The organism is Comamonas sp. MYb69, assembly GCF_037479315.1.
Taxonomy (GTDB): domain Bacteria; phylum Pseudomonadota; class Gammaproteobacteria; order Burkholderiales; family Burkholderiaceae_C; genus Comamonas.
Genome location: NZ_JBBGZG010000014.1, coordinates 65,061 through 87,481 on the forward strand (window position 1 = coordinate 65,061; position 22,421 = coordinate 87,481).

The 22,421-nt window shown below is 64.7% G+C and carries 21 protein-coding genes; 11 read left to right on the forward strand and 10 right to left on the reverse strand.

The window, feature by feature from the left end:
* Nucleotides 1-37 precede the first annotated feature (37 nt).
* The 5 genes from WH303_RS18465 (at nt 38) to WH303_RS18485 (ending at nt 5,321) form a co-directional block, all read left to right on the forward strand.
* On the forward strand, nt 38-1,030 hold the full coding sequence (locus tag WH303_RS18465; RefSeq protein WP_021026330.1) for a serine/threonine protein kinase: 993 nt from the start codon (nt 38-40) through the stop codon (nt 1,028-1,030).
* Nucleotides 1,027-1,866, forward strand: a complete 840-nt coding sequence (locus WH303_RS18470) for a PP2C family protein-serine/threonine phosphatase (protein WP_182343074.1) — start codon at nt 1,027-1,029, stop codon at nt 1,864-1,866. Before WH303_RS18465 ends, WH303_RS18470 begins: the two co-directional genes overlap by 4 nt.
* Nucleotides 1,867-2,011: 145 nt before the next feature.
* On the forward strand, nt 2,012-2,647 hold the full coding sequence (locus tag WH303_RS18475) for a non-canonical purine NTP pyrophosphatase (protein ID WP_312989664.1): 636 nt from the start codon (nt 2,012-2,014) through the stop codon (nt 2,645-2,647).
* Nucleotide 2,648: 1 nt separating this feature from the next.
* Nucleotides 2,649-3,890, forward strand: a complete 1,242-nt coding sequence (gene hemW, locus WH303_RS18480; protein WP_339520245.1) for a radical SAM family heme chaperone HemW — start codon at nt 2,649-2,651, stop codon at nt 3,888-3,890.
* 288 nt (nt 3,891-4,178) lie between these two features.
* Nucleotides 4,179-5,321: an MFS transporter gene (locus WH303_RS18485; RefSeq protein ID WP_373604914.1), complete on the forward strand. Its 1,143-nt coding sequence runs from the start codon at nt 4,179-4,181 to the stop codon at nt 5,319-5,321.
* Between the two features lie 8 nt (nt 5,322-5,329).
* On the opposite strand, the gene WH303_RS18490 is transcribed toward WH303_RS18485, so the two are convergent.
* From WH303_RS18490 to WH303_RS18520, 7 genes are all read right to left on the reverse strand, one after another.
* On the reverse strand, nt 5,330-7,681 hold the full coding sequence (locus tag WH303_RS18490) for a CHASE2 domain-containing protein (protein ID WP_339520248.1): 2,352 nt from the start codon (nt 7,679-7,681) through the stop codon (nt 5,330-5,332).
* 63 nt (nt 7,682-7,744) lie between these two features.
* Entirely contained in the window at nt 7,745-9,448 is a 1,704-nt protein-coding gene (locus tag WH303_RS18495; protein ID WP_339520249.1) for a FecR domain-containing protein, read from the reverse strand.
* A 120-nt stretch (nt 9,449-9,568) separates the two neighbouring features.
* The gene (locus tag WH303_RS18500) at nt 9,569-10,276 is read right to left on the reverse strand and encodes a response regulator transcription factor (RefSeq protein WP_021026323.1); all 708 of its coding nucleotides are present in this window, start codon (nt 10,274-10,276) and stop codon (nt 9,569-9,571) included.
* 157 nt (nt 10,277-10,433) lie between these two features.
* The gene (locus tag WH303_RS18505; protein ID WP_339520251.1) at nt 10,434-11,726 is read right to left on the reverse strand and encodes a tryptophan--tRNA ligase; all 1,293 of its coding nucleotides are present in this window, start codon (nt 11,724-11,726) and stop codon (nt 10,434-10,436) included.
* 51 nt (nt 11,727-11,777) lie between these two features.
* Nucleotides 11,778-12,431, reverse strand: a complete 654-nt coding sequence (locus WH303_RS18510) for a site-2 protease family protein (RefSeq protein WP_043339503.1) — start codon at nt 12,429-12,431, stop codon at nt 11,778-11,780.
* 174 nt (nt 12,432-12,605) lie between these two features.
* Nucleotides 12,606-13,241, reverse strand: coding sequence for an L-threonylcarbamoyladenylate synthase (locus tag WH303_RS18515; RefSeq protein ID WP_021026320.1), 636 nt, complete (start codon nt 13,239-13,241; stop codon nt 12,606-12,608).
* Between the two features lie 50 nt (nt 13,242-13,291).
* On the reverse strand, nt 13,292-14,197 hold the full coding sequence (locus WH303_RS18520; RefSeq protein ID WP_339520253.1) for a 3',5'-nucleoside bisphosphate phosphatase: 906 nt from the start codon (nt 14,195-14,197) through the stop codon (nt 13,292-13,294).
* A 315-nt stretch (nt 14,198-14,512) separates the two neighbouring features.
* On the opposite strand from WH303_RS18520, the gene WH303_RS18525 reads away from it, so the two are divergent.
* The 5 genes from WH303_RS18525 (at nt 14,513) to WH303_RS18545 (ending at nt 18,068) form a co-directional block, all read left to right on the forward strand.
* Nucleotides 14,513-15,352, forward strand: a complete 840-nt coding sequence (locus WH303_RS18525) for a transporter substrate-binding domain-containing protein (protein WP_021026319.1) — start codon at nt 14,513-14,515, stop codon at nt 15,350-15,352.
* A gap of 94 nt (nt 15,353-15,446) precedes the next feature.
* Complete coding sequence (locus WH303_RS18530) at nt 15,447-16,115, forward strand: amino acid ABC transporter permease (RefSeq protein ID WP_339520255.1); 669 nt, start codon at nt 15,447-15,449, stop codon at nt 16,113-16,115.
* Nucleotide 16,116: 1 nt separating this feature from the next.
* On the forward strand, nt 16,117-16,890 hold the full coding sequence (locus WH303_RS18535) for an amino acid ABC transporter ATP-binding protein (protein WP_339520257.1): 774 nt from the start codon (nt 16,117-16,119) through the stop codon (nt 16,888-16,890).
* Between the two features lie 18 nt (nt 16,891-16,908).
* Entirely contained in the window at nt 16,909-17,379 is a 471-nt protein-coding gene (locus WH303_RS18540) for an Lrp/AsnC family transcriptional regulator (RefSeq protein ID WP_021026316.1), read from the forward strand.
* Between the two features lie 8 nt (nt 17,380-17,387).
* Complete coding sequence (locus WH303_RS18545; RefSeq protein WP_339520268.1) at nt 17,388-18,068, forward strand: aspartate/glutamate racemase family protein; 681 nt, start codon at nt 17,388-17,390, stop codon at nt 18,066-18,068.
* Between the two features lie 69 nt (nt 18,069-18,137).
* On the opposite strand, the gene WH303_RS18550 is transcribed toward WH303_RS18545, so the two are convergent.
* Nucleotides 18,138-19,397: an NAD(P)/FAD-dependent oxidoreductase gene (locus WH303_RS18550; protein ID WP_339520269.1), complete on the reverse strand. Its 1,260-nt coding sequence runs from the start codon at nt 19,395-19,397 to the stop codon at nt 18,138-18,140.
* A 44-nt stretch (nt 19,398-19,441) separates the two neighbouring features.
* Between WH303_RS18550 and WH303_RS18555 the strand changes: the two genes are divergently transcribed.
* On the forward strand, nt 19,442-19,657 hold the full coding sequence (locus WH303_RS18555; RefSeq protein WP_148293113.1) for a hypothetical protein: 216 nt from the start codon (nt 19,442-19,444) through the stop codon (nt 19,655-19,657).
* Between the two features lie 35 nt (nt 19,658-19,692).
* On the opposite strand, the gene recJ is transcribed toward WH303_RS18555, so the two are convergent.
* The gene (gene recJ, locus WH303_RS18560; protein ID WP_339520368.1) at nt 19,693-21,408 is read right to left on the reverse strand and encodes a single-stranded-DNA-specific exonuclease RecJ; all 1,716 of its coding nucleotides are present in this window, start codon (nt 21,406-21,408) and stop codon (nt 19,693-19,695) included.
* Nucleotides 21,405-22,325, reverse strand: coding sequence for a phosphoglycerate mutase (locus WH303_RS18565; RefSeq protein ID WP_339520271.1), 921 nt, complete (start codon nt 22,323-22,325; stop codon nt 21,405-21,407). The genes recJ and WH303_RS18565 overlap by 4 nt, the downstream gene beginning before the upstream one ends.
* Nucleotides 22,326-22,421 lie beyond the last annotated feature (96 nt).

Below are 22,421 nucleotides of genomic sequence, written 5' to 3' on the forward strand. Positions count from 1 at the left end.
ATCAGGCTTCTCATATACCTGCGTTGTTCATCAAACTATGTCAAAAGTAAAGCCAGCGCCGCTACCAGCCAATACCGTCATCGGTGGCTACCGGATCGTGCGGCGCATATCGGCGGGGGGGTTCGGGGTGGTCTATCTGGCGCTGGCGCCCGATGGCCAGCAGGTCGCCATCAAGGAGTATTTGCCGTCCAGCCTGGCCACGCGTGCGCCAGGGTCGCTGTCGCCAAGCATCGAGCCCGACAAGCTGTCGCTGTACCGCCTGGGCCTCAAGAGTTTCTTTGAAGAGGGCCGCGCGCTCGCCCAGATCTCGCACTCCTCGGTCGTCAGCGTCTACAACTTCTTCCGCGAAAACGACACCGTCTACATGGTGATGAACTACCTGCAAGGGGCCACCTTGCAGGATTTCGTCGTCACCGCCCGCGATCTCAAGGAAGCCAAGGTCTTCCGCGAGTCGACGATCCGCTCGCTGTTCGACGAGGTGCTGCGCGGTCTGCGCATCGTGCACCAGCACAAGATGCTGCACCTCGATATCAAGCCGGCCAACATCTTCATCACCGACGACAACAAGGCGGTGATGATCGACTTTGGCGCTGCCCGCGAGGTGCTGAGCAAGGAGGGCAACTTTGTCCGCCCCATGTACACGCCCGGCTTTGCCGCGCCCGAGATGTACCGCCGCGACATGTCGCTGGGCCCCTGGACCGACATCTATGCCATTGGCGCCTGCATCTATGCCTGCATGCAGGGCATTCCGCCCAACGATGCGCCCAAGCGCCAGGAAAAGGACCGCCTGAGCCTGGCCATGTCCAAGGTGCGCGGCGTGTACTCGGACAACCTGATCGAGCTGGTGGAGTGGTGCATGGCGCTCGATCCCCAGGCCCGGCCCCAATCGGTGTTCCTATTACAAAAAGAGCTGGCGCGCGAAGACGAGCGCCGCTATACCAAACTGAGCGTCTCCGAGAAGGTTCGTATGTCGATTGATTCGCTGGTCAGCGATACCAAAAAGCGCGTGGGCGGAGGCCAAACCAAATGAAGTTCTCGGTCTTCCAGCTCAGCCGCAAGGGCGGGCGGGAAAAAAACGAAGACAGGATGGGGTATAGCTATACCAAGGAAGCCTGTCTGTTTGTCGTGGCCGATGGCATGGGAGGGCATCCGGAAGGGGAGGTGGCCGCGCAACTGGCCTTGCAGACCGTGTCGCTGGATTTTCAGCGCCTCGCGCGCCCCAAGCTGGAAGACCCGGCCGAGTTCCTCGAGAACGCGCTGCTGTCTGCGCACCACAACATCCTCAAGTACGCGATTGCCAACAATATGGATGACCCGCCCCGCACCACCTTGGTGGCCTCGGTGGTGCAGGATGGCAATATCTGGTGGGTGCATTGCGGCGACTCGCGCCTCTACCTGGTGCGCAGCGGCAAGGTGCTGGCGCGCACGCGTGACCACTCCTATATGGAGCTGCGCGGCTCGGGCGTGACCAGCATCAACCCCGATCGCTTCAACCGCAATGTGCTGTTCACCTGCCTGGGCAGCCCCTCGCGTCCGTTCTTCGATGTGGCCGGCCCCACCGAGATGCACCGCAGCGACCGCATCATGCTGTGCTCCGACGGCCTCTGGAGCAGCGTCTCCGAGACCGTGATTGCCCGCGAGCTGGCCAACAAGTCGGTCTCGCGCGCCATCCCCGATCTGATCGATGCCGCGCTGCGCAAGGCGGGGGCGACCAGCGACAACGTCACGGCCGTGGCGATGGAGTGGGAGATGCCCGGTGCCGAGCGCTTTGAATCCGAAGACCCGGTGAGCGACACCTTGCCGCCAGCGCCAGAGCCTGAGGCTGGTCATCAGGCCCCGCCCAAGCCCGACGCTCCGGCCGCATAAGCCCGGCATGCACTGCGTTTTGTCGCTGGTCCGATAATTCAGCCTGTCCTGGCATGGCGGCGCAAGGCCGCCAGGCCTGTTTTTACCGTTCTCAAAAAAGCAGCGGGCTGCCCGGGGATCCTGGCGCAGCCGCTGGTGCCGACCCATGAAAATCGTTCTTGCTTCCAACAACCAGGGCAAACTCGCCGAGCTGCAGGCCATGTTCGAGCCGCTGGGCGTGAGCCTGTTGCCCCAAGGCACGTTGATGGAGGGCGAGGCGCCCGAGCCCTATGGCACCTTCTTGGAAAACGCCTTGAGCAAGGCCCGTTTTGCCGCCGAGCGCACCGGACTGCCCGCGATTGCCGATGACGCCGGCCTCTGCGTGGCCGCCTTCGGTGGCCTGCCCGGGGTGGATACCGCCTACTACTGCACGCAGTTTGGATACGACAAAAGCGATGCCAACAATGTGCGCGCGCTGCTCGAGCAAATGCAGGGCGTCACCGACCGCCGCGCGGCCATGGTCAGCACCCTGGTGGCGGTGCGCCACCCCAAGGACCCGGAGCCGCTGGTGGCCGTGGGCCGCGTGGCCGCCGAGATCACGACCGAGCCGCTGGGCGAGGGTGGCTTTGGCTTTGACCCGGTGCTGCTGATTCCGGCGCTGGGCATGACCTTTGCGCAGATGGCCACCGAGGTCAAGCATGCGCACAGCCACCGGGGCCGCTCCTCGCGCCAGATGATGGCACTGCTGCGCGACAGCTGGCTGGCCGGCGCGCCGATGGTGGCCGCTGCCCCCAAGGACTGAGATGGCGGTGCATATTCCGCTGCAAGCGGCGCAGCCTTCTGAACAGGTGGTGCAGCGCGACATCCAGCACTACATGCGCCCGGGCACCTTGCAGCTGCCCAGCCTGCCGCCGCTGTCGCTCTATGTGCACCTGCCCTGGTGCATCAAGAAATGCCCCTACTGCGATTTCAATTCGCACGAAGCGCGCGACGGCCGCCATGCGGTGCCGGAAGAGCGCTACATCGATGCGCTGATCGCCGACCTGGAGCAGGCCCTGCCGCTCATCTGGGGCCGCAGCATCCACAGCATTTTTCTGGGTGGCGGCACGCCCAGCCTGTTTTCGCCCGAGTCGATTGACCGGCTGATCTCGGCCATCCGCGCCCGCCTGCGTGTGGAAGCCGGTTGCGAAATCACGATGGAGGCCAACCCCGGCACCTTCGAGAAGGACCGCTTTCGGGCCTTTCGCGGCGCGGGCATCACCCGGCTGTCGATTGGCGTGCAGAGCTTTGACGACCGCTTTCTGGAGGCCATTGGCCGCGTGCACAACGGCGCGCAGGCGATGGCTGCGGTCGAAGAGGCGGCCAGCAGCTTCGAGACCTTAAACCTCGACATCATGTATGCCCTGCCGGGCCAGACCACCCAGGACCTGGCGCGGGACCTGGACAAGGCGCTGGGCTTTGCGCCGCCGCACATCTCGATCTACCACCTGACCATCGAGCCCAACACCTTTTTTGCCAAGTACCCGCCGGCCGTTCCCGAGGACGATGTGGCCTATGCGATGCTCGACCAGATCACCGCGCGCACTGCGCAGGCCGGCATGCAGCGCTACGAGGTCTCGGCCTATGCCAAGCCCGGCCACGCCTGCGTGCACAACAGCAACTACTGGCTGTTTGGTGACTACCTGGGCATTGGCGCGGGCGCCCACAGCAAGCTGAGCTTTGCCCACCGCGTGGTGCGCCAGGTGCGGCTGCGCGACCCGGCCCGCTACATGGCTCAGGCACTGCAAGGCAACGCGCTGGCGCAGGACGACGAGGTCAAGCGCGCCGATCTGCCGTTTGAGTTCATGCTCAATGCGCTGCGCCTGCGCGAGGGCTTTGCACTGCAGGACTACCTGGACCGCACCGGCCTGCCGCTCAGTTCCATCGCCAAGGCCTTGCACGAGGCCGAGGCCAAGGGCCTCGTCAAGCTGGATTTCCAGAAAGTCACCCCCACAGAGCGTGGTTTTGACTTTCTGAGCGACCTGCAGGAGCTGTTCCTGGCTTGAATATTCCATGGTAGGCGGTCATTTTTTACCGACTAGTCAATATGTGGACTGCGCAGGCCCTACGCAGAGCGTATAGATATCGCGCACAATAGCGCCCGCTGCTGAGCAACCATGCCGCCGTCTGTGCGGCATTTTTGTGCGCGCAGCTGTCATAAAACCTACTACAAAGCGCTTGTCATGTCTTCTTCCGCTGTTGGGTCTGCCGCTTCAGGCACTGCCTCTCCCTTGTCCGATACCGTCAACCGCTATGGCTGGAAGGCCCTGGCCGGCTCGGCCGTGGGCTATGCCATGGATGGCTTTGACCTGCTGATCCTGGGCTTCATGCTCAGCGCCATCCGCGAGGACCTGGGGCTGACCACGGCCCAGGCCGGCTCCCTGGTCACCTGGACCCTGATCGGCGCGGTGTTGGGCGGCATTGTGTTTGGCATGCTCAGCGACCGCTATGGCCGCATCCGCGTGCTGACCTGGACCATCGTGCTGTTTGCGGTGTTCACCGGGCTGTGCGCGTTTGCGCAGGGCTACTGGGACCTGCTGATCTACCGCACGATTGCCGGCATTGGCCTGGGGGGCGAGTTCGGCATCGGCATGGCGCTGGCGGCCGAGGCCTGGCCTGCGCGCTACCGGGCACGGGTCTCGTCCTATGTGGCGCTGGGCTGGCAGGTGGGCGTGCTGGGCGCGGCCTTGCTCACGCCCTTGCTGCTGCCCCATATCGGCTGGCGCGGCATGTTCCTGGTGGGGGTGATCCCCGCCTTTGTGGCCTGGTTCATCCGCAACCGCCTGCATGAGCCCGAGGTGTTTGTGCGCAGCCAGGAGAAAAAGCAGTCCGTGCTGCAGTGCTTCAAGCTGCTGGTCAAGGACCGCGCCACCACCCGCATCAGCGTCGGCATTGCCGTGCTCACCTCGGTGCAGAACTTTGGCTACTACGGCATCATGATCTGGATGCCCGCCTTTCTGGCCAACAAGCTGGGCTTCAACCTGACCAAGTCCGCGCTGTGGACGGCGGTTACCATCCTGGGCATGATGGCCGGCATCTGGATCTTTGGCCAGCTGGCCGACCGCATCGGCCGCAAGCCCAGCTTTTTGCTGTTCCAGGCCGGCGCCGCACTGATGGTGTTGTTCTACTCGCAGCTCAACGACCCCATCACCATGCTCTGGGCGGGTGCCGTGATGGGCATGTTCGTCAACGGCATGATGGGCGGCTTTGGCGCGCTGATGAGCGAGGCCTACCCGACAGAAGCACGCGCCACCGCGCAGAATGTGCTGTTCAACATTGGCCGCGCCGTGGGCGGGGCAGGCCCGGTGGTGATTGGTGCGATCGCGGCGCAGTACTCGTTCCAGATGGCGATTGGCCTGTTGGCCGCCATCTATGTGCTCGATGCGCTGGCCACCGTGTGGCTGATTCCCGAGCTGAAGGGCAAAGAGCTGCACTGAGCGCCGCGTTAGGCGGCGGGCAGCTCCTGCTGCGTGCCTGGCGCTTTCGGTAAATGCAGGCTGAAGCAGGAGCCGGCGTTGACCCCGCTGGTCACGTTGACAAAGCCCTGGTGGCGCAGCACCACGGTCTGCACAAAGCTCAGGCCCAGGCCAATGCCCGAGATCTGCGGCTGGCTGTTGTGGTGAAAGCGCTGGAAGGGCTGGAACAGCCTGTCCAGCTGCTCCTGCGTCATGCCAAAGCCCTGGTCGCGCACCTCCACCCGCCAGTACGCGGCATCGTCGGCGATGCTGGCCTCGACGGCGGTGCCGCTGGGGCTGTACTTGATGGCGTTGCTGAGCAGGTTGACAAAGCAGCGCTGTAGCAAGGAGCGGTCGCCCACGCAGGCGATATCGGTCTCGGCCGCCTCCAGCTCCCCGGGCAGGTAGCGCACCTGGATCTTTTTCTCCGAGGCCTTGGCCCAGCAATCGTCCACCGCCTCTTGCAGCAGCACATCGAGGCTGAGCACATGGCGCTGCATGGCCTGCGACTGGGCCGAGGCCAGCTGCACAAAGCTCTCGGCCATCTCCAGCGATTGGTGGGCCAGGCGGTTGATCTTCTGGTGCAACTCGGCCTCGCTCATCTGGCCGGGAAACTCCTTGTACATCTCCAGCAAGGTGATGATCGAGGACTGGGGCGAGCGGAAATCATGCGAGATAAAGCGCAGCGCCTGGTCGCGCTGCTGCTGGGCCTTGTGCAGCTCGGTCAGGTCCACCAGCATCAGCAGCCAGCCCGCAGGCGCGGGCGCGCGAAAGGCCTCGGCCAGCAGCAGCCAGCGGTGGTCCTCGCGGTCCAGTACCTCGCATTCGGCCGGCAGCGCGCGCAGCTGCTCGGCATTGGCAAAGGACAGCACCTGGCCCGAATCCTTGACGCGCATGCCGCCCAGTGCCGACTGGATCGCGATCAGGCCCTGGCTGGGCATGCCGAGGTTTTGCAGGTAGCTGACGGCGGCGGCATTGTGCAGGCTGACCATGCCCAGCGGGTCCACCACAAAGGTGGGCGAGGGGATCTGGCGCAGCGTATCGCGCACAAAGCCGTGCATCTGGCGCAGGGTGTCGGTAGCGGTCTCCACCGCCTTGATGCGCCGCTCCAGAAAATCATCCATTAGCATGCCGCTGCGCTGCGGGGCGCTGGTGGTGTCCAGCGCGGCGCGCAGGTTGTGCATCTCCTGCTGCAAAAATTGGGCCGCAGCACTCAGGCGCCGCCAGCTCCAGATCGGGTAGATCGCCAAGAGCCCCACCAGCGCCGCCCCGGGCGCCAGCTGCAGGCCGGCAAAGCTGCGCAGCCCCAGGCACAGCGCCAGCAGGCCGGCAGCGACCACGGCTTGCGCCAGCAGGCCCGCCATCGGGCCCAGCATCGCAATGGCCAACAAGGCCAGCACAATGGCGGCCAGGTTGACGGCCATATTGCCCGGCAGCGATACCGCATGCACATGCTGGCCCGACAGCTGCGAATCCAGCGCATGGGCAATCAGCTCCACCCCCGCGATGTGCCGGGATGCGGGCCGCGCCGGGCTGGCAAAGTAATCGCCCAGGCCGGAAGCCGTCGCTCCCAGCAGCACATACTTGCCGCCAAAGCTGTCTGCGGGAATGCGGCCCGTCAGCACATCCTCGGCCGAGTACATGGTGTAGGGCCGGTCACCACGGGCAAAGTTGAAGATCTCGGGCGAGCGCTGCTCCCACTGCTCGCCGGGCTCGGGCGGGCGGGTGCCCTGGCACAGCGGATGGCTCTGGCCGCTGGCGCAGAGCATCGCAATGCTGAAGTGGGGCCAGGGCCCGGTGTTCTCACCCTGCGCGCCAAAATAGCGGCGTATCACGCCGTCGTCGTCGACAGTCACATTCACATGGCCGAGCTGGCGCGCCGCCGTGCGCAGGCTGGCCAGCGGCAGCTCGGCGCCAATGTCCACATTGGCCATGCGCCAGTCCACCGGCAGCACCACATTGCCAGCCTGGGCAATCGCCTGGGCCAGCTGGGCATCGTCGTCGGGGTGCTGCAGATCGGGTTCGCTGAACAGCACGTCCACGCCCAAGGCCTTGGGGTGCTGGGCGGCAATGCGCGCAATCAGCTGCGCATGCACGGAGCGGCGCCAGGGCCAGCGCCCCACGCTTTGCAAGCTGGCATCGTCAATGGCGACGATAACGATGTCGTCGCGCGGCGCAGGCGCGCTGAGCCAGCCGGTGATGTCCTGCACAAAGGTGTTGATGACGCGGGGCTGCTCGCGCAGACTGGCCCAGGCCACCAGGCCCAGCAGCAGCGCAGACAGCGCCAGCCATTCCAGCCAGCGCAGTTGCGTGCGGCTCAGCGAAAAGGAAGGGGCAGCCATGCGCTAGTCCATGGACGGGGGAGGAGTGCGGTCATGCGCTTGTGGCAGAGGCCGCAGCGCCCCTCACTTCGGGCTGAGCACCGATTTGCCGTCACCGCTTTTGAGCACGCCGCCAGCACCGGTCAGGATGGCCGGCTCGACCGGCAGCTTGCGCGGGGCGGAGTAGCGGCTCTTGAGGCCCGAGGGGTCCAGCACCTGGATGCGCACATAGTAGTCGCCCGGGGGCAGGCTGTCCGATGCCCATTGCGGGGTATCGAGCGCGAAGGTGCGGGCATCGGTGAAGCTGTCATCAGAGGCCAGCTGCAGGTTGAAGCGCTGGCCGGCTTCAGCAGGCCAGGACAGCTGCAGCTGGTTGGGGTTGTTGGACTCGGCGGGGCTTAAGGCGTCGGCGCCCAGGGTCGGCGGGTTGCTGCCGGTCCTGAAAGCCTGGGGCTGTGCAAACGGGCCTTGGTCCAGGCTGCCATCAGCTAGCTTGCGCACGCTGGCCACGCGCCAGAAATAGGCGCCCACGCCCAGCCCGGACGCGCTGGCCTGGCAGTTGTCCACGACGCCGCTGTCTTGCAGCGGGCTGCTGAAGTCCTGGCTGGCTGCGACCTGGATTCGGTAGCCCACAATGCCGGGGCCGCCTTCGGTGCACAGCAGCTCGCCGTCGGCCAGGCCAATGAGGCCGCCGGGCGCCGGGTTGGCGTAGAGCGGGGGCACCGGTGTGGCCTTGACCTTGATGGCCTGGACCGCTGGCGTGCCCGGAATGTCCTGGCCATCGATGGCCCGGGCGCTCATGTAGTACGTGCCATCTGCCACGGCCTCGAACTTGAACGTGGGGCTGGCATGGCTTTGCTGAAGGACCACGCGCGCGAGCTCTGGATCCAGCGCCAGGACCACGCCGTATTTTTGCGCCTGCGCGACCTCGCCCAGTTGCAAGGTCAGAAAGTTGGCGTCCTCAAACACCGGCGGATTGGCCTGCAGGCTGGGCGCGGGCAGCAGTGCCACCGTGGGCCCGACCTGGCCGCTGCTGGCCACGGCCACCCCTTGGCCGGCCTGGACACGTGCCTGCTGCGCCGCCTGGCGGCCCTGGACATCGACCACCCCTTTGTCAACGGCCGTGATGGCCTTGCCGGAGTCGGAAATACTGACCGAGAACACGGTGCCGCGCACGCTGGTGGTGGCCATCGGGGTCTTGATCTCGAACTTGCGCTTGCGGCGCTGGTCCATCACCGGCGTGACATGCGACTCCAGCCCGCCACGGCTCAGGTCCAGCACCGACTGCTGCTCGTCGGTGCGGCTGTTCTTGCGCAATTCGCTCAGTTTGAGTTCGGAGTTTTCGTTGATGCGCACCGAGCTGCCATCGGCAAAGCGCAAGGTCACAAAGCTGCCGGCAGGCACCTGCAGCTCATCGCCTTCGGTCAAGATGGTGCCCGAGGCTGCACTTTGCCAGTCGCCACCGGCCAGTGGCGAGCGCACGCGCGCCACGCCCTTGACGTGGCTGATGGTCACCTCCTGGTAGCCCACCATGTGCGCGGGGATGACGATCACCGAGCCAATGGGCAGGCGCAATGGGTCCTTGACGCCATTGAGCGTGCCCACGGCGCGCCACTGCTGCGGGTCCTTGAGGTAGCGCTTGGCGACGGCCTCGAGCGTGTCACCGCTGGTGACCGTGTGGCGGATGTCGGGCAACTGGTCTGCCGATGCCGCCAGCGCGAGACCAGGGGCGGCCACGCCAAAGGCCAGCAAAACGGCAGCAGAAAACGGCAGACGAGAAAGAAACAAAATGGCTCTCCTTACCGCCAGGCCATGGTGCCTGGCAAGGCCGCTGCATGCGGCAGAGTAAATACGGCCAACACGTGTGGCGTGTTGGCCGTAAACCGCACTGCATGCAACCGCAGAAATTTATTCAGGCTGCGCCTCGGACAGCGGTTTGACGGCCTCAAACCGGTAGCCGACACCATAGACTGCCGTGATGATGAAACCGTTCTCCGGTCGCAGATCCAGCAGCGTGCGCAGCCGCGATACATGGGTATCGAGCGAGCGCGAGATGACATCGGAGTTCTGGCCCCAGATGATTTCGCGCAAATGGTCGCGTGACAGCAGGCGGCCCATGTTCTGGAACAGGAACAGCGCCAGGTCGTACTCGCGGTTCTTCAACTCGACCAGCTTGCCATCGACCTCCAGGGCCCGCGAATCGGAGAGGAACTTGTAGCGGCCAAACTCCAGGATGCCCTTGGTGGCAGCCGGGTAGGCACGGCGCAGCAGTGCCCGCACGCGCGCGACCAGTTCGGCCACGCGCAGCGGCTTGATCATGAAATCGTCCGCACCCGACTCCAACCCCTCAACAATGTCGGCCTCCCCATGGCGGCTGGTGATGAAGAGCACCGGCAACTCCTGGTTGACGTTCTCTCGAATCCAGCGCACGACCTGCGGGCCCGTGGTGTCTGGCAGCTGCCAGTCCAGGATCAGCAGGTCATAGGTCTCGCGGCGCATGTCCTTGATCAGAGAGGCGCCAGAGGAATGGGTTGTACAGGCGTGGCCCTCCGCCTCCATGGTTTTGGAGAGCATATCCAACACCACCAGATCATCATCCAGTGCCACAATTCTCATAACAGCTCACTCCCACTAAGCTCAATAGCTTGCTTTTATTTGATAGCTCAATAATAAAAGCAAATTGAATCACCGGCTCCACACTGCGTTAAACGGGGAAGTTGCCACTACGGTGACAGCTTCAACAATTGGTTGCAAATGCAGTATAGGCAGTCTCTTAACTCTCGGCTATCTCTTTCAACGCCAACTGCACATCCGACAGCGAAAAGCTGTCACCCAACTGCAGGTTGTCCATGGCGTCCTGCAGATTCTGCGGCGCAGCCTGCAAATGGGCAATCATGGCGCCCGCATCCCGGGGGGCATCAAAGCCCTGGCTTTGCAGCAGCAGTGCGCCATCGGCGCGCACCAGCTTGAAGTAGAACTTGCCGTCCTTGTCGCGGTACTGCTTGAAGGCAGCGCCGCCTTGCTTGGCCGCAGCCTTGGGTGCCGCAGCCGTGCTGGCTGGCGTCAGTGGCCGCAGGCCAACAGCGCCACGTAACTTGTGTAGTAAAGGGCCCGAATATGTACGCGCCTTTTCTGCGCCTTTGCGCAAAATAGCTTCGACTTCCTCGGGGTGGGCCATCAGGTAGTTGTAGCGTTCGCGCAACGGAGCGAGCTCCCGGTCAATGCATTCGAACAGCAGGGTCTTGGCCTCGCCCCAGCCAATGCCATCGGCATAGGCCTGGCGCAGGGCCGCCGTTTCCTCGGCGCTGGCAAAGGCCTGGTAGATCTGGAACAGCGCCGAGCCTTCGACTTCTTTGGGCTCACCCGGGGCGCGCGAGTCGGTGACGATGCTGCCGATCAGCTTCTTGAGCTGGGCCTGGGTGGAGAACAGCGGGATCGTGTTGTCGTAGCTCTTGCTCATCTTGCGGCCATCGAGGCCGGCCAGGGTCGCCACGTTGTCGTCGACCGCCGCCTCGGGCAGCACGAAATGCTCGCCATAGAGGTGGTTGAAGCTCGATGCCATGTCGCGCGCCATCTCGATGTGCTGGATCTGGTCGCGGCCCACCGGCACCTTGTTGGCATTGAATGCCAGGATGTCGGCCCCCATCAGCACCGGGTACATGAACAGGCCCGCAGTCACGCCGTCATCGCCGTCCTTGCCGGTTTCGGCATTTTTGTCCTGCGCGGCCTTGTAGGCGTGAGCGCGGTTGAGCACGCCCTTGCCGGTGACGCAGGTCAGAAACCAGGTCAGCTCGGGAATCTCGGGAATGTCCGACTGGCGGTAGAAAGTGACGTGCTCGGGGTTCAGGCCCGCGGCCAGCCAGCTCGCGGCAATCTCCAAGGTCGAGCGGTTGACGCGCTCGGGATCCTGGCACTTGATCAGTGCGTGGTAGTCGGCCAGGAAGTAGAAGTTCTCCACATCGCCTGCGCGGCTGGCAGCGATGGCCGGGCGCATCATGCCGGCGTAGTTGCCCAGGTGGGGCGTTCCAGAAGGGGTGATGCCAGTGAGATAACGTGTCTTAGTCATAACTATCAATCAATATGCTTTGCGGTGCTGCAGGGCACTGGGGCCTGGCGATCAGCTAAAGGGCATCAGCACCACGCTGACCACGGCGTAGCCCAGGCTCATCAGGGGGCGCATCCAGAAGGTGCTGACGACGCCGGCGATGACCAGACCCATGACGATGAAAAAGCCATAGGGCTCGATCTTGGACACAGCCACCGCCTGTTTGTAGGGCAGCAGACCGACCAGTACCCGGCCGCCATCGAGCGGGGGCAGCGGAAACAGGTTGAAGGCCCACATCACCAGGTTGACCAGCACCCCGGCCTGCGCCATCTTGAGGAAAAAGCGCTCATCGACGCCGGAGGCGACCAAGATGCCGTAGACCAGCGCCCACAGCAGCGCCTGCACAAAATTGGTGGCCGGGCCAGCCAGCGCCACCCAGATCATGTCGCGCTTGGGGTTGCGCAGGTTGCCAAAGGCGACCGGCACGGGCTTGGCATAGCCAAACACAAAGGCGCCCGAGGTCATGAAATACAGCATCAGTGGCATCAGGATGGTGCCGATGGGGTCGATGTGCTTGAGCGGGTTGAGCGTGAGGCGGCCCAGCATGGCGGCGGTGTTGTCACCAAAATGGCGCGCTGCATAGCCATGCGCTGCCTCGTGCACGGTAATGGAGAACAGCACGGGCAGGGCGTAGATCAGAACGGTTTGTATCAGGTCAGCGTTCACGGAATGGGCGGTGGTCAAAGGGGAGGAGGGGCGCGCCGCAGCGCACCAGGCAGTGGCGAGCCTATCAGATTTGCCAGTGGCCGCTGCCAGGCGATGGCAATGGCCGTGGCAAACGATTGCGCAGCCCGGGCAGGCAGCCCTGGCGCGGCGCTGCTGCCACCAGCCAGTATGCGGCTACAGACCCAGCTGCGCCAAGGGGCCGCGGCCCTCGCGCACCACCACCGGCGCGCCACCGGTGCCCATCGGCGTCAGGTCGACAATCGTCGTGGGCTCCAGCGGGCAGGGGCCGGCATTGACGACCAGCTCGATCTGCGATTCAAAGCGCTCGCGGATCTCCTCGGGGTCGTTGAGCGGCTCGGTCTCGCCCGGCGGGATGAGGGTGGTGGACAGCAACGGCTCGCCATGCAGCTCCAGCAGCATCAGCAGGCCCTTGTTGTCGGGCACGCGCAGGCCGATGGTCTTGCGCGACGGATGGCTGATGCGGCGCGGCACTTCCTTGGTGGCATCCAGAATGAAGGTGAAGGGCCCGGGTGTGCCCAGCTTGAGCATGCGGAACTGGTGGTTGTCCACCATCGCATAGCTCGACAGTTGTGACAGATCGCAGCACAGCAAGGTCAGCATACGCTTGTCGTCGATCTGACGAATGCGGCGCAGGCGATCGACCACCTGCTTGTTGTCCAGTGCGCAGACAAAGGCGTAGCTCGAATCGGTGGGCACGGCCAGGATGCCGCCATCCTTGAGCATGGCGGCCGCCTGCTTGAGCAGGCGCGGCTGGGGATTGTCTGGATGAACCTCGAAATATTGGGCCATGGTCTTGCTGTTGCTCTTGTTATCGTGGGGGCTGCTGCGGAGCGGCTATATCAATGGACTGCGGCCTGCGGCGGCGGGCTGGCGTTCGGATGGGGGTGGGGGTGCAGGATGCGCCCCTCCAGCGCCTGCCACACGGGTTGGACCCCGCTGGGCAGCGGGGGCAGCGCACCAAAATCGGTACCCGATTCACCCGGGCTGTGAAAATCGCAGCCGCGCGAGGCATAGAAGCCAAAGCTCCTGGCCATGTCCGCGTAAATCGCGTATTCATGCGGAAAATGGCTGCCGGTCACCACTTCCACCCCCTGGCCGCCATAGTCCTTGAACGACGAGAACAGCGCATGCTCTTCGCCGCCATTCAAGTGGTAGCGCGCCGGGTGGGCGATGACGGCCATGCCGCCCGCTTGCACGATCCACTGCACGGCATCCTGCAGCCGGGCCCAGCGGTGGGGCACAAAGCCGGGTTTGCCTTCGACCAGGTAGTGGCGAAACACCTCGGCCGGATCGCGGCAGACGCGCGTGTCCACCAAAAAGCGCGCAAAGTGGGTGCGCGAGATCAGATCGGGGTTGCCCACATAGCGCAGTGCGCCCTCATAAGCGCCACCGATGCCTATTTTCTCCAGGCCGGCCGCCATATCGCGGGCGCGCTGCTCGCGGCCGCCGCGTGTGCGGGCCAGGCCGGCGCGCAGGCCGGGGTGCTGCCAGTCAAAGCCCAGGCCCACGATGTGTACCGTGGTTTCGCCAAAGCTGACCGAGATCTCCACGCCGCTCAAAAACGCCAGCTGCTGCTGGGCGGCAGCGGCGCTCGCCCGGTCCAGGCCGCTGACCTCGTCATGGTCGGTCAGCGCCCACAGCTGCACACCCCTCTCGCGCGCACGCTGCGCCAACGCTTCCGGGCTCAGGGTGCCGTCGGAAAACGTGGAGTGGCAGTGCAGATCGGCGTTGAGCATGTCTGGCATGAAATTGGCTAGAGGGACCAAGGTGCTTGCGGCGTATACGGGTGGCAGCGCATCAATATGTTCTTTCATTGTAGGCCGCGTGCTGCTTCCAGCGTGTCAGACCCGGCGCAGCGTCGGGGCTATCCCGGGTTTTTCGGGCTCGGCTGTCTCTGAAATGTCAGTATTAACCCTTAAATTGTCGTTGTTTCGCCGATTTGACGAAAATAACAATGCATCTCGACGTTTTGTGTTTTTTACTAGGGTTTTTAACAGGAATACACTGTCGGTTTTTCACGGTCGCGCAGCCCGTTTTCGCTGCGTCTAGAGGATACGTAGATGTTTTCTGTCAAAAAGTGGATGGGTGCAGCGGCCTTGGTAGTCGCAGGTGTATCAGTGGCTGGCGCGGCCCTGGCGCAAGGTGCGGAGTCGACGATGGACCGCGTCAAGCGCACCAAGGAACTGCGCGTGGGCACCGTTGCGGGTGCGATCCCCTACTTCAGCAAGGACCTGGTGACCCAGAAATGGGAAGGCTTTGGCCCCGACTTTGGCGAGAGCCTGGCCAAGAAGCTCGGCGTGAACGTCAAGTTCGTCGAGACCACCTGGGGCAATGCCGTGCTGGACCTGCAGGCCAACAAGATCGACCTGATGTTCGCGATGGCGCCGACCCCCCAGCGCATGGAGGTGGTCAACTTCTCCAAGCCCTTGCTCAACAACACCTTCACCGCCGTCTGCAAAAAGGGCCATGCCCCGGTGCAGACCTGGGAGCAGCTGAACAACCCCGATGCCAAGGTGGTGGTCGATATCGGCTCCAACCAGGACCAGTTCGCCACCCGCGCGCTGCCCAAGGCCAATATCTCGCGTCTGGAGAGCTCGGGCGCGGCCACGATGTCGGTGCAAACCGGCCGCTCCGACTGCCAGGTGCTGGTGGTGCTGCTGTCGCAGCCACTGGTGGCCAAGCGCCCCGATGTGGGCACGGTCTATGTGCCAACGCCGGTCGAGACGGCCAACACCAATGTGGGCCTGCGCAAGGAGCCGAACAAGGACTTTGAGAACGCCGTCAATGCCTGGCTGGATGAAGCCCGCTCCAAGGGCGAGATCCAGTCCGTGGTGCTCAAGAACATGGAAAAGCTCGCTGGCGTCAAGGCCGATTCCTTCCCCAAGGAAGTCAAGTTCTGATGGTTGGTCCACATGGGCGCGGTGCCCATGTGAAACACCCCGGTTGCAGCCGCGTGCTGCCTCCGGGGTGTATGCGTTAAAGGTAGATTGATTTATGTACGAGTGGGACTTTGGTTTCCTGTGGAAGTACCGCATGCTGCTGGTCGGCGGCGTGGGCTACACCTTGCTGTTCACGGTGATCTGTATCCTGGGCGGCCTTGCGGTCGGACTGGTTGCAGGCCTGGGCCGTCTGTCCAGCAACAAGATCATCACGGCGCCGCTGCGCGCCTTTGTCGAGGTCTTCCGCTGCACGCCGGTGCTGGTGCAGCTGGTCTGGTTCTACTACGCGCTGCCGGTGCTCACTGGCATCGAGATGAGCGCGCCGGTGGCCGCTGCGCTGTGCTTGTCGCTGTACGGCGGCGCCTTCTATTCCGAAATCATCCGGGGCGGCATCATCTCCACCGATATCGGCCAGACCGAAGCGGGCCAGGCCATTGGCATGACGCGCGGCCAGGTGATGCGCCGCGTGATTCTGCCCCAGGCTTTCCGCAAGATGATTCCGCCGCTGGTCAACCAGTCGATCCTGCAGCTCAAGAACACCTCGCTGCTGATGGTGCTGGCCGTGCCCGATCTGCTCTACCAGGGCCAGGTGATTGCGCATGACACCTACCGCCCCCTGGAGGTCTACACCTTCATCGCCATCACCTATTTTGTGATTCTTTTCCCTGTGACCTTGTGGGCCAAGCGCCTGGAGCACGGCACATCGGCCGGCAAGGAGGCCTGAGATGCAAGACCAACCGCTCATTTGTATTCGTGGCCTCAAGAAGTCCTTTGGCAAGCTCGATGTTCTCAAGGACATCTGCCTCGACGTGAACCGGGGCCAGGTGGTGGCGCTGATCGGGCCCTCGGGCTCGGGCAAGTCCACCTTGCTGCGCTGCATCAACCTGCTGACCGTGCCCGATGGCGGCGACATCCGCGTCGATGCGCAGTCGCTGGCCTTCAGCGGCAAGCAGACCCAGTTGCCCAAGGACAAGGTACTGGCGGGTTTTCGTGCACGCACCGGCATGGTGTTCCAGCATTTCAACCTGTTTCCGCATATGACGGTGCTGCAAAACGTCATGGAAGGCCCGCTCACGGTGCTGCGCATCAGCAAGGCGGAGGCCCAGGCCCGCGCCACGGCCCTGCTGCAAAAGGTGGGCCTGGGCGAGCGCGCGCAGATGATGCCCGATCAGCTCTCGGGCGGCCAAAAGCAGCGCGTGGCCATTGCCCGCGCGCTGGCCATGCAGCCCAGCGTGATGCTGTTTGACGAGGCCACCTCCGCGCTCGACCCCGAGCTGGTCGGCGAGGTGCTGCAGGTCATCCAGTCGCTGGCGCGCGACGGCATGACCATGATCCTGGTGACCCACGAGATCGCCTTTGCCCGCGAGGTGGCCGACAAGGTCGTCTTCATGCGCGATGGCGTGGTGGTTGAAGAGGGCCCGCCCGCGCAGGTGATCGACAACCCGCAGCACGAGGCCACACGCAGTTTTCTGGGCCGCATCATCGGCCACACCGCCTAACCAGCAGGGAGGAGAACCATGGATTTTCGACTCGACGATATTGACCGCAAGCTGCTGGCGCTGTTGCAGGCTGACGCCCGCGAGTCCACGGCCAAGCTGGCGCGCAAGCTCAACCTGGCGCGCACCACCGTGGTGGCCCGCATTGCGCGGCTGGAAAAAGAGGGCGTCATTGCCGGCTACGGCGTGCGCCTGGGCTCCAAGCTGGAGCAGTCGGCCGTGCGCGCCTACTGCGGCATCAGCGTGATGCCCAAGACCGCCCAGGCCGTCATGCAGGTGCTCGAGAGCATCCCTGAGGTCGAAGAGGTCTCGGCCGTGTCCGGCCAGCATGACTACATGATCTTTTTGCGCTGCGATTCCAACGAAAAGCTTGATGCCTTGCTCGACCGCATCGGCCTGATCGAAGGCATTCGCCAGACCTACACCTCGGTGGTGCTGAGCCGCAAGATCGACCGCCGAGGCGCACTGCCGGCGCTGCCCCTGCTCGACTGAACCTGCCCATGCTGCCCACCACGGACTCTGTGCCCTTCCTCGGCATCCTGATGCTCGATACCCAGTTCCCGCGCCCGCCCGGGGACATCGGCAACCTGCAGACCTGGGCAGCGCTGGGCATCCCCGTGCAGTTGCACAAGGTGCAAGGCGCCTCGCCCGCCAAGATCGTGCGCGAGGCCGATCCCCGTTTTGTGCAGCCCTTTGTCGATGCCGCCCGCGCGATGCAGGCACAAGGCGCGGCGCTGATCACCACCAGCTGCGGCTTTCTGGCCGCCTACCAGGATCTGCTGGCCAGTAGCGTTGATGTGCCGGTGGTCAGCTCCAGCCTGCTGCAGTGCGCGCAGCTGCCCCGGCCCGGTGTGGTCACCATTGCGGCAGCCAGCCTCACGCCGCGCATTCTGGCTGCTGCTGGCGTACCCGAAGGCACCCCCGTGCAAGGCGTGGCGCCGGAGGGCGAATTTGCCACGCGCATTCTCGGCAATGAATTGGAGATGGACATCGCCCAGGCCGAGCGCGATGTGGTGACCGCTGCTGTTGCGCTGTGCCAGGCCCATCCGCAGCTGGAATCGATCGTGCTGGAGTGCACCAATATGCCCGTCTACCGCGACGCGGTGGCACGTGCTACGGGCCTGCCGGTGCACGATGTGGTGAGCCTGCTGGCCCAGCGCTGGGCGGCGCTGCCGGCCTGATGCCTGGCCAGGCCTAGAGCGCTCGGCCATGCAGCCCGGGCGTAGCGGCATGAACGCTTGAGCTTTTGATTAGCCCTTGAGGAAACGCTCGGCGCGGAACGGCCGCACATCGACCGGTGCATCGTCGCCGCGCATCAGCGCCGCCAAAATGGCGCCCGTGCCCGGCCCGGTGCTAAAGCCAATGTGCTGGTGGCCAAAGGCCAGCCAGAGGTTGCGCTGGCCCGGCATCGCACCAATGATGGGGCGGCTGTCAGGCAGGGTGGGGCGGCTGCCCATCCAGGGCGCGGGCTCCAGCGCCTGGCCCATGTCGATTGCCTCGCGTGCCGCAGCCTCGGCCAGGCCCAGCTGGACCGGGTTGGCGGGGGCGTCGATATCGGTCAGCTCCACGCCACTGGTCAGGCGCAGGCCTTGCTCCATTGGGCTCAGCACATAGGCGCCAGCGGTGTCATAGACCGGGCGCGAGATATTGCAGGACGCGGGTGGCGCAAAGTGCATGTGGTAGCCGCGCTCATAGGCCATCGGCACCTTCACGCCCAGCGTTGCCATGAACTGGCGGCTCCAGGGGCCCAGCGCCACCACCACGCGGTCGGCCTCCAGGCCATCGTGCGCGCCATCGGCGCGGATGCGCCAGCGGCTGCCGGCGAGCGGCTCGACGGTCTTGATGCGGGCCTGCGCATACTGGCCGCCCTGCTTGCGGAACAGCTCGGCATAGGCCTTGACGACGTCGCCGGGGCTGTCCACCGACCAGCTGTCCTTGATCCACAGCGCGCGCTCAAAGATCGGGTTCAGGGCCGGCTCCAGCTGGCGGATATGGTCGCGCTCGAGCACCTCGGTGGCCACGCCAAAGTGGGCCATGCGCTCGCGCGCCAGCGCGCCGCCGGCAAAGGCGCTGGACTGGCGGTAGAGAAACATCCAGCCGTTGTCACGCATGCGGTGCGCGGCGCCACTGGCGCGCAGCAGCTGGGCATGCTCGTTCATCGACAGGCGGATGAGGCTGTCCAGCGCCGTGGTGGTTTCCTCAAACACCTGGCTGCGGGCCTGGGCGACAAAGCGCGCGGCCCAGCCCAGGTTCTGCAGCAAAAAGCGGGCCTGGTAGCGAAAGCCGGCGCTCTGGTTTTTCAACAGCACCGGCAGAATGCCCCAGAGGCCGGGGTTGTTGAAGGGCATCAGCGAGCTGCGCGCGATCACCCCGGCGTTGCCGTAGGAGGTCTCTTCGCCAGGGGCCAGCCGGTCCAGCAAGGTCACGCGGAAACCCTTTTTCTGCAATGCCAATGCGCTGGCAACGCCCACCATGCCGGCGCCCAGCACGGCCACGGAAATATTGCTCATGGAATGTCTTGGGTCCTAGCAGTCATCTAGAAACGATCTAGCGTATGACTGATATTAAATTAACAATCAAAACCAAGGGCTTGGCAAGCGCTGGCGTCCGGGCCATCGCCGGGCCATGCGGCCTGCCAGCCGCTGCGGGCCAGTCCCTGGTCGGGATGCCTGTGCGACAAGCGTTTTTCGCACCGCATCCTGCGGCGCGTATTTTAGGAAATTACGGTGACAAAGGTGTCCCGTTGCCGCGCTATTTCCTTAACTTTTAGTAAAGTCTTGCGGCCCCGCAAACCGCAGGCGCTGCTCAACCGGGCAGCTGGGCGCCTTCGACCAGAAACTGCAGCTTGCGCTGGCCCTGCCATTCGTTGATGTCCAGCCGGTAGGCCAGCAGCACCTTGGTGGGCAAGGGCTCGGTATGGCCAAACCAGATGCCGTCCACCATCTCGCCATGGTGGCGCAGCTTCAGCGACAAATGTTTTTCACCGACCAGGCGCTGGCTGACGATCTCCAGCTCTTCGCTGAAGGTCGGCGGCGCAAAGCCCTGGCCCCAGACCTGGCTGTTGAGCGTGTCCACGGTCTCGGCATGGCGGAACTGCACCGGCAGCGGGCCATCGGTCTCCAGCTGGCGGGTGAGCGTGCGTTCATCGAGCCATTCCTGCGCGACCTGGGCGAGGGCCTGCTCAAACACCTCGAAATCGTCCAGTGCAATCGTGCAGCCCGCCGCCATCGCATGGCCGCCGAACTTGATCAGCACGCCCGGGTGGCGCTTGGCCACCAGATCCAGCGCATCGCGCAGATGGAAGCCGGGGATGGAGCGGCCCGAGCCCTTGAGCTCATGCTCGTGGCCCGGCGCGCTGCTGGCGGCAAACACAAAGGTCGGGCGGTGCAGCTTGTCCTTGATGCGCGAGGCGACGATGCCGACCACGCCTTCGTGGAAATCCGGATCAAACACGCTCACAGCCGGTGGCGGCTCGGTGCCTTCTTCAAACAAGGCCTCGGCCAGCAGCATCGCGTGCTCGCGCATGCCCGTCTCGATATCGCGGCGCTCGCGGTTGATGGCGTCGAGCTGGCGCGCCAGGGTGTCGGCCAGCAAGGTGTCGTCGGTCAGCAGGCATTCGATGCCGATGGTCATATCGGCCAGGCGCCCGGCGGCATTGATGCGCGGGCCCAGCGCAAAACCAAAGTCAAAGGTGCTGGCCGTGGCCGCGCGCCGGCTGGCAGCGGAGAACAGTGCGCCCAGGCCAGGGGGCATATGGCCGGCGCGGATGCGGCGCAGGCCCTGGGCCACCAGGCGGCGGTTGTTCGCGTCGAGCTTGACCACATCGGCCACGGTGCCCAGCGCCACCAGCGGCAGCAGGCTGTCCAGGCGCGGCTGGGCCATGTCGGCAAAGGCGCCGCGATCGCGCAGCTCGGCGCGCAAGGCCATCAGCACATAGAACATCACGCCGACACCGGCCATGGCCTTGCTGGCAAAGCCGCAGCCGGGCTGGTTGGGGTTGACGATGGCATCGGCCGCCGGCAAGGTGGCTGCGGGCAGGTGGTGGTCGGTGACGATCACCGTCATGCCCAGCGCCTTGGCGCGGGCCACGCCGTCCACGCTGGCAATGCCGTTGTCCACGGTCACCAGCACCTGCGCGCCTTGCTGGTGCACGCGCTCGGCAATCGCTGCCGTCAGGCCATAGCCATCGACCACGCGGTCGGGCACCAGGTAGCTGACCTGCTGGGCGCCCAGCATGCGCAGGCCGCGCAAGGCCACGGCGCAGGCGGTGGCGCCGTCGCAGTCGTAATCGGCCACGACGCAAATGCGCTGCTGGCGGCCAATCGCATCGGCCAGCAGCAGCGCCGCCTCGCGTGTGCCCAGCAGGCCGGCAGGTGGCAGCAGTTGCGCCAGGCCGTCATCGAGCTCGGCAGCAGCCTGCACACCGCGCGCGGCAAACAGGCGGGCGAGCAGCGGGTGCACGCCTGCCTGCTCCAGCGCCCAGACGGTGCGCGGGGGAATATCTCTGGCCAGAATTTTCATAAAGAACTTAGAAGCGCCATGGGCTTGGTCGGAGCCAGCCATTGCTTGATTTTGGGTAGCCAGCCGGGGGCCGGGGGCGCCAGCGTGATGGCATTTTTCTCGCCGCACAGGCTGATCTGGCTCCAGGCGGTGGTGGCCAGTGTCGCATCCAGCTGCTGCCACTGCTGCTGCCAGCTGCGCCAATCGCCCACCAGGGCGCTGTCACGCAGTGCCGTGTTCAGCACCGGCGTCTGGGCGGGCAGCTGGTAGCCGGCGGGCAGGGCGCCAGCGCCATGCACCCAGAACGAGTTGATGGGCGCGCGGCCACTGGCCTCGCGCGCGTCGCTGAAGGCATGGGTGTAGAGCAGCATCTGCATCTCGGTCTGCAGGCGCTGGAGCACCGCCGCTTGGGCCTTGTCGGGCAGCCAGGGCCGCACATCGCGCAGCGCAATGCGGTCGAGCGCAGCAGTATCGAGCTGCGCAAACACCGCGCCGCGCGCCAGCCAGCGGTCGGGCCGGTCGTAGACCAGCGCAATGCCGTCTTCGGTAAACCAGGGCGCCATGATGGCCAGCAGGCTGCGCGATTCGTCCTCGCTCATCTGCGCGGCAGAAAGGTCGCTCATGCGCACCTGGTCGGGCGAAATCTGCCAGTGGCAGGGCGAGAGAAAGGCCCAGGCGGCATCGCCCGCTGCCTGGCCGTTTTGCAGCTGGTACAGCGCAGCCCAGGGTGTGGCCTTGGGCGGCAGGCCCAGGGCCTGGGCCAGCACACGATCATGGGGCGGGGCAAAATCTTCCAGCGCACCGTTGTCGCTGGCACTGACGGACCACTGCCGCAGCAGGCGTTGCAGGTTCGGCAGGGGGAGCGTCTGCAAGGCTTGCTGGCAGCCCGGCTCGTCCGTGGCTGCGTAGGAGATGATCAAATGCTGGTTTTCCGACATGGGTCTATTGTCGGCGATGCCACAATGCGGTTTGCGGTGCAGTGGATTAAGGTGCTGTATTTGCCGAGCGGATGCACCAAATATATTTTTAGAACG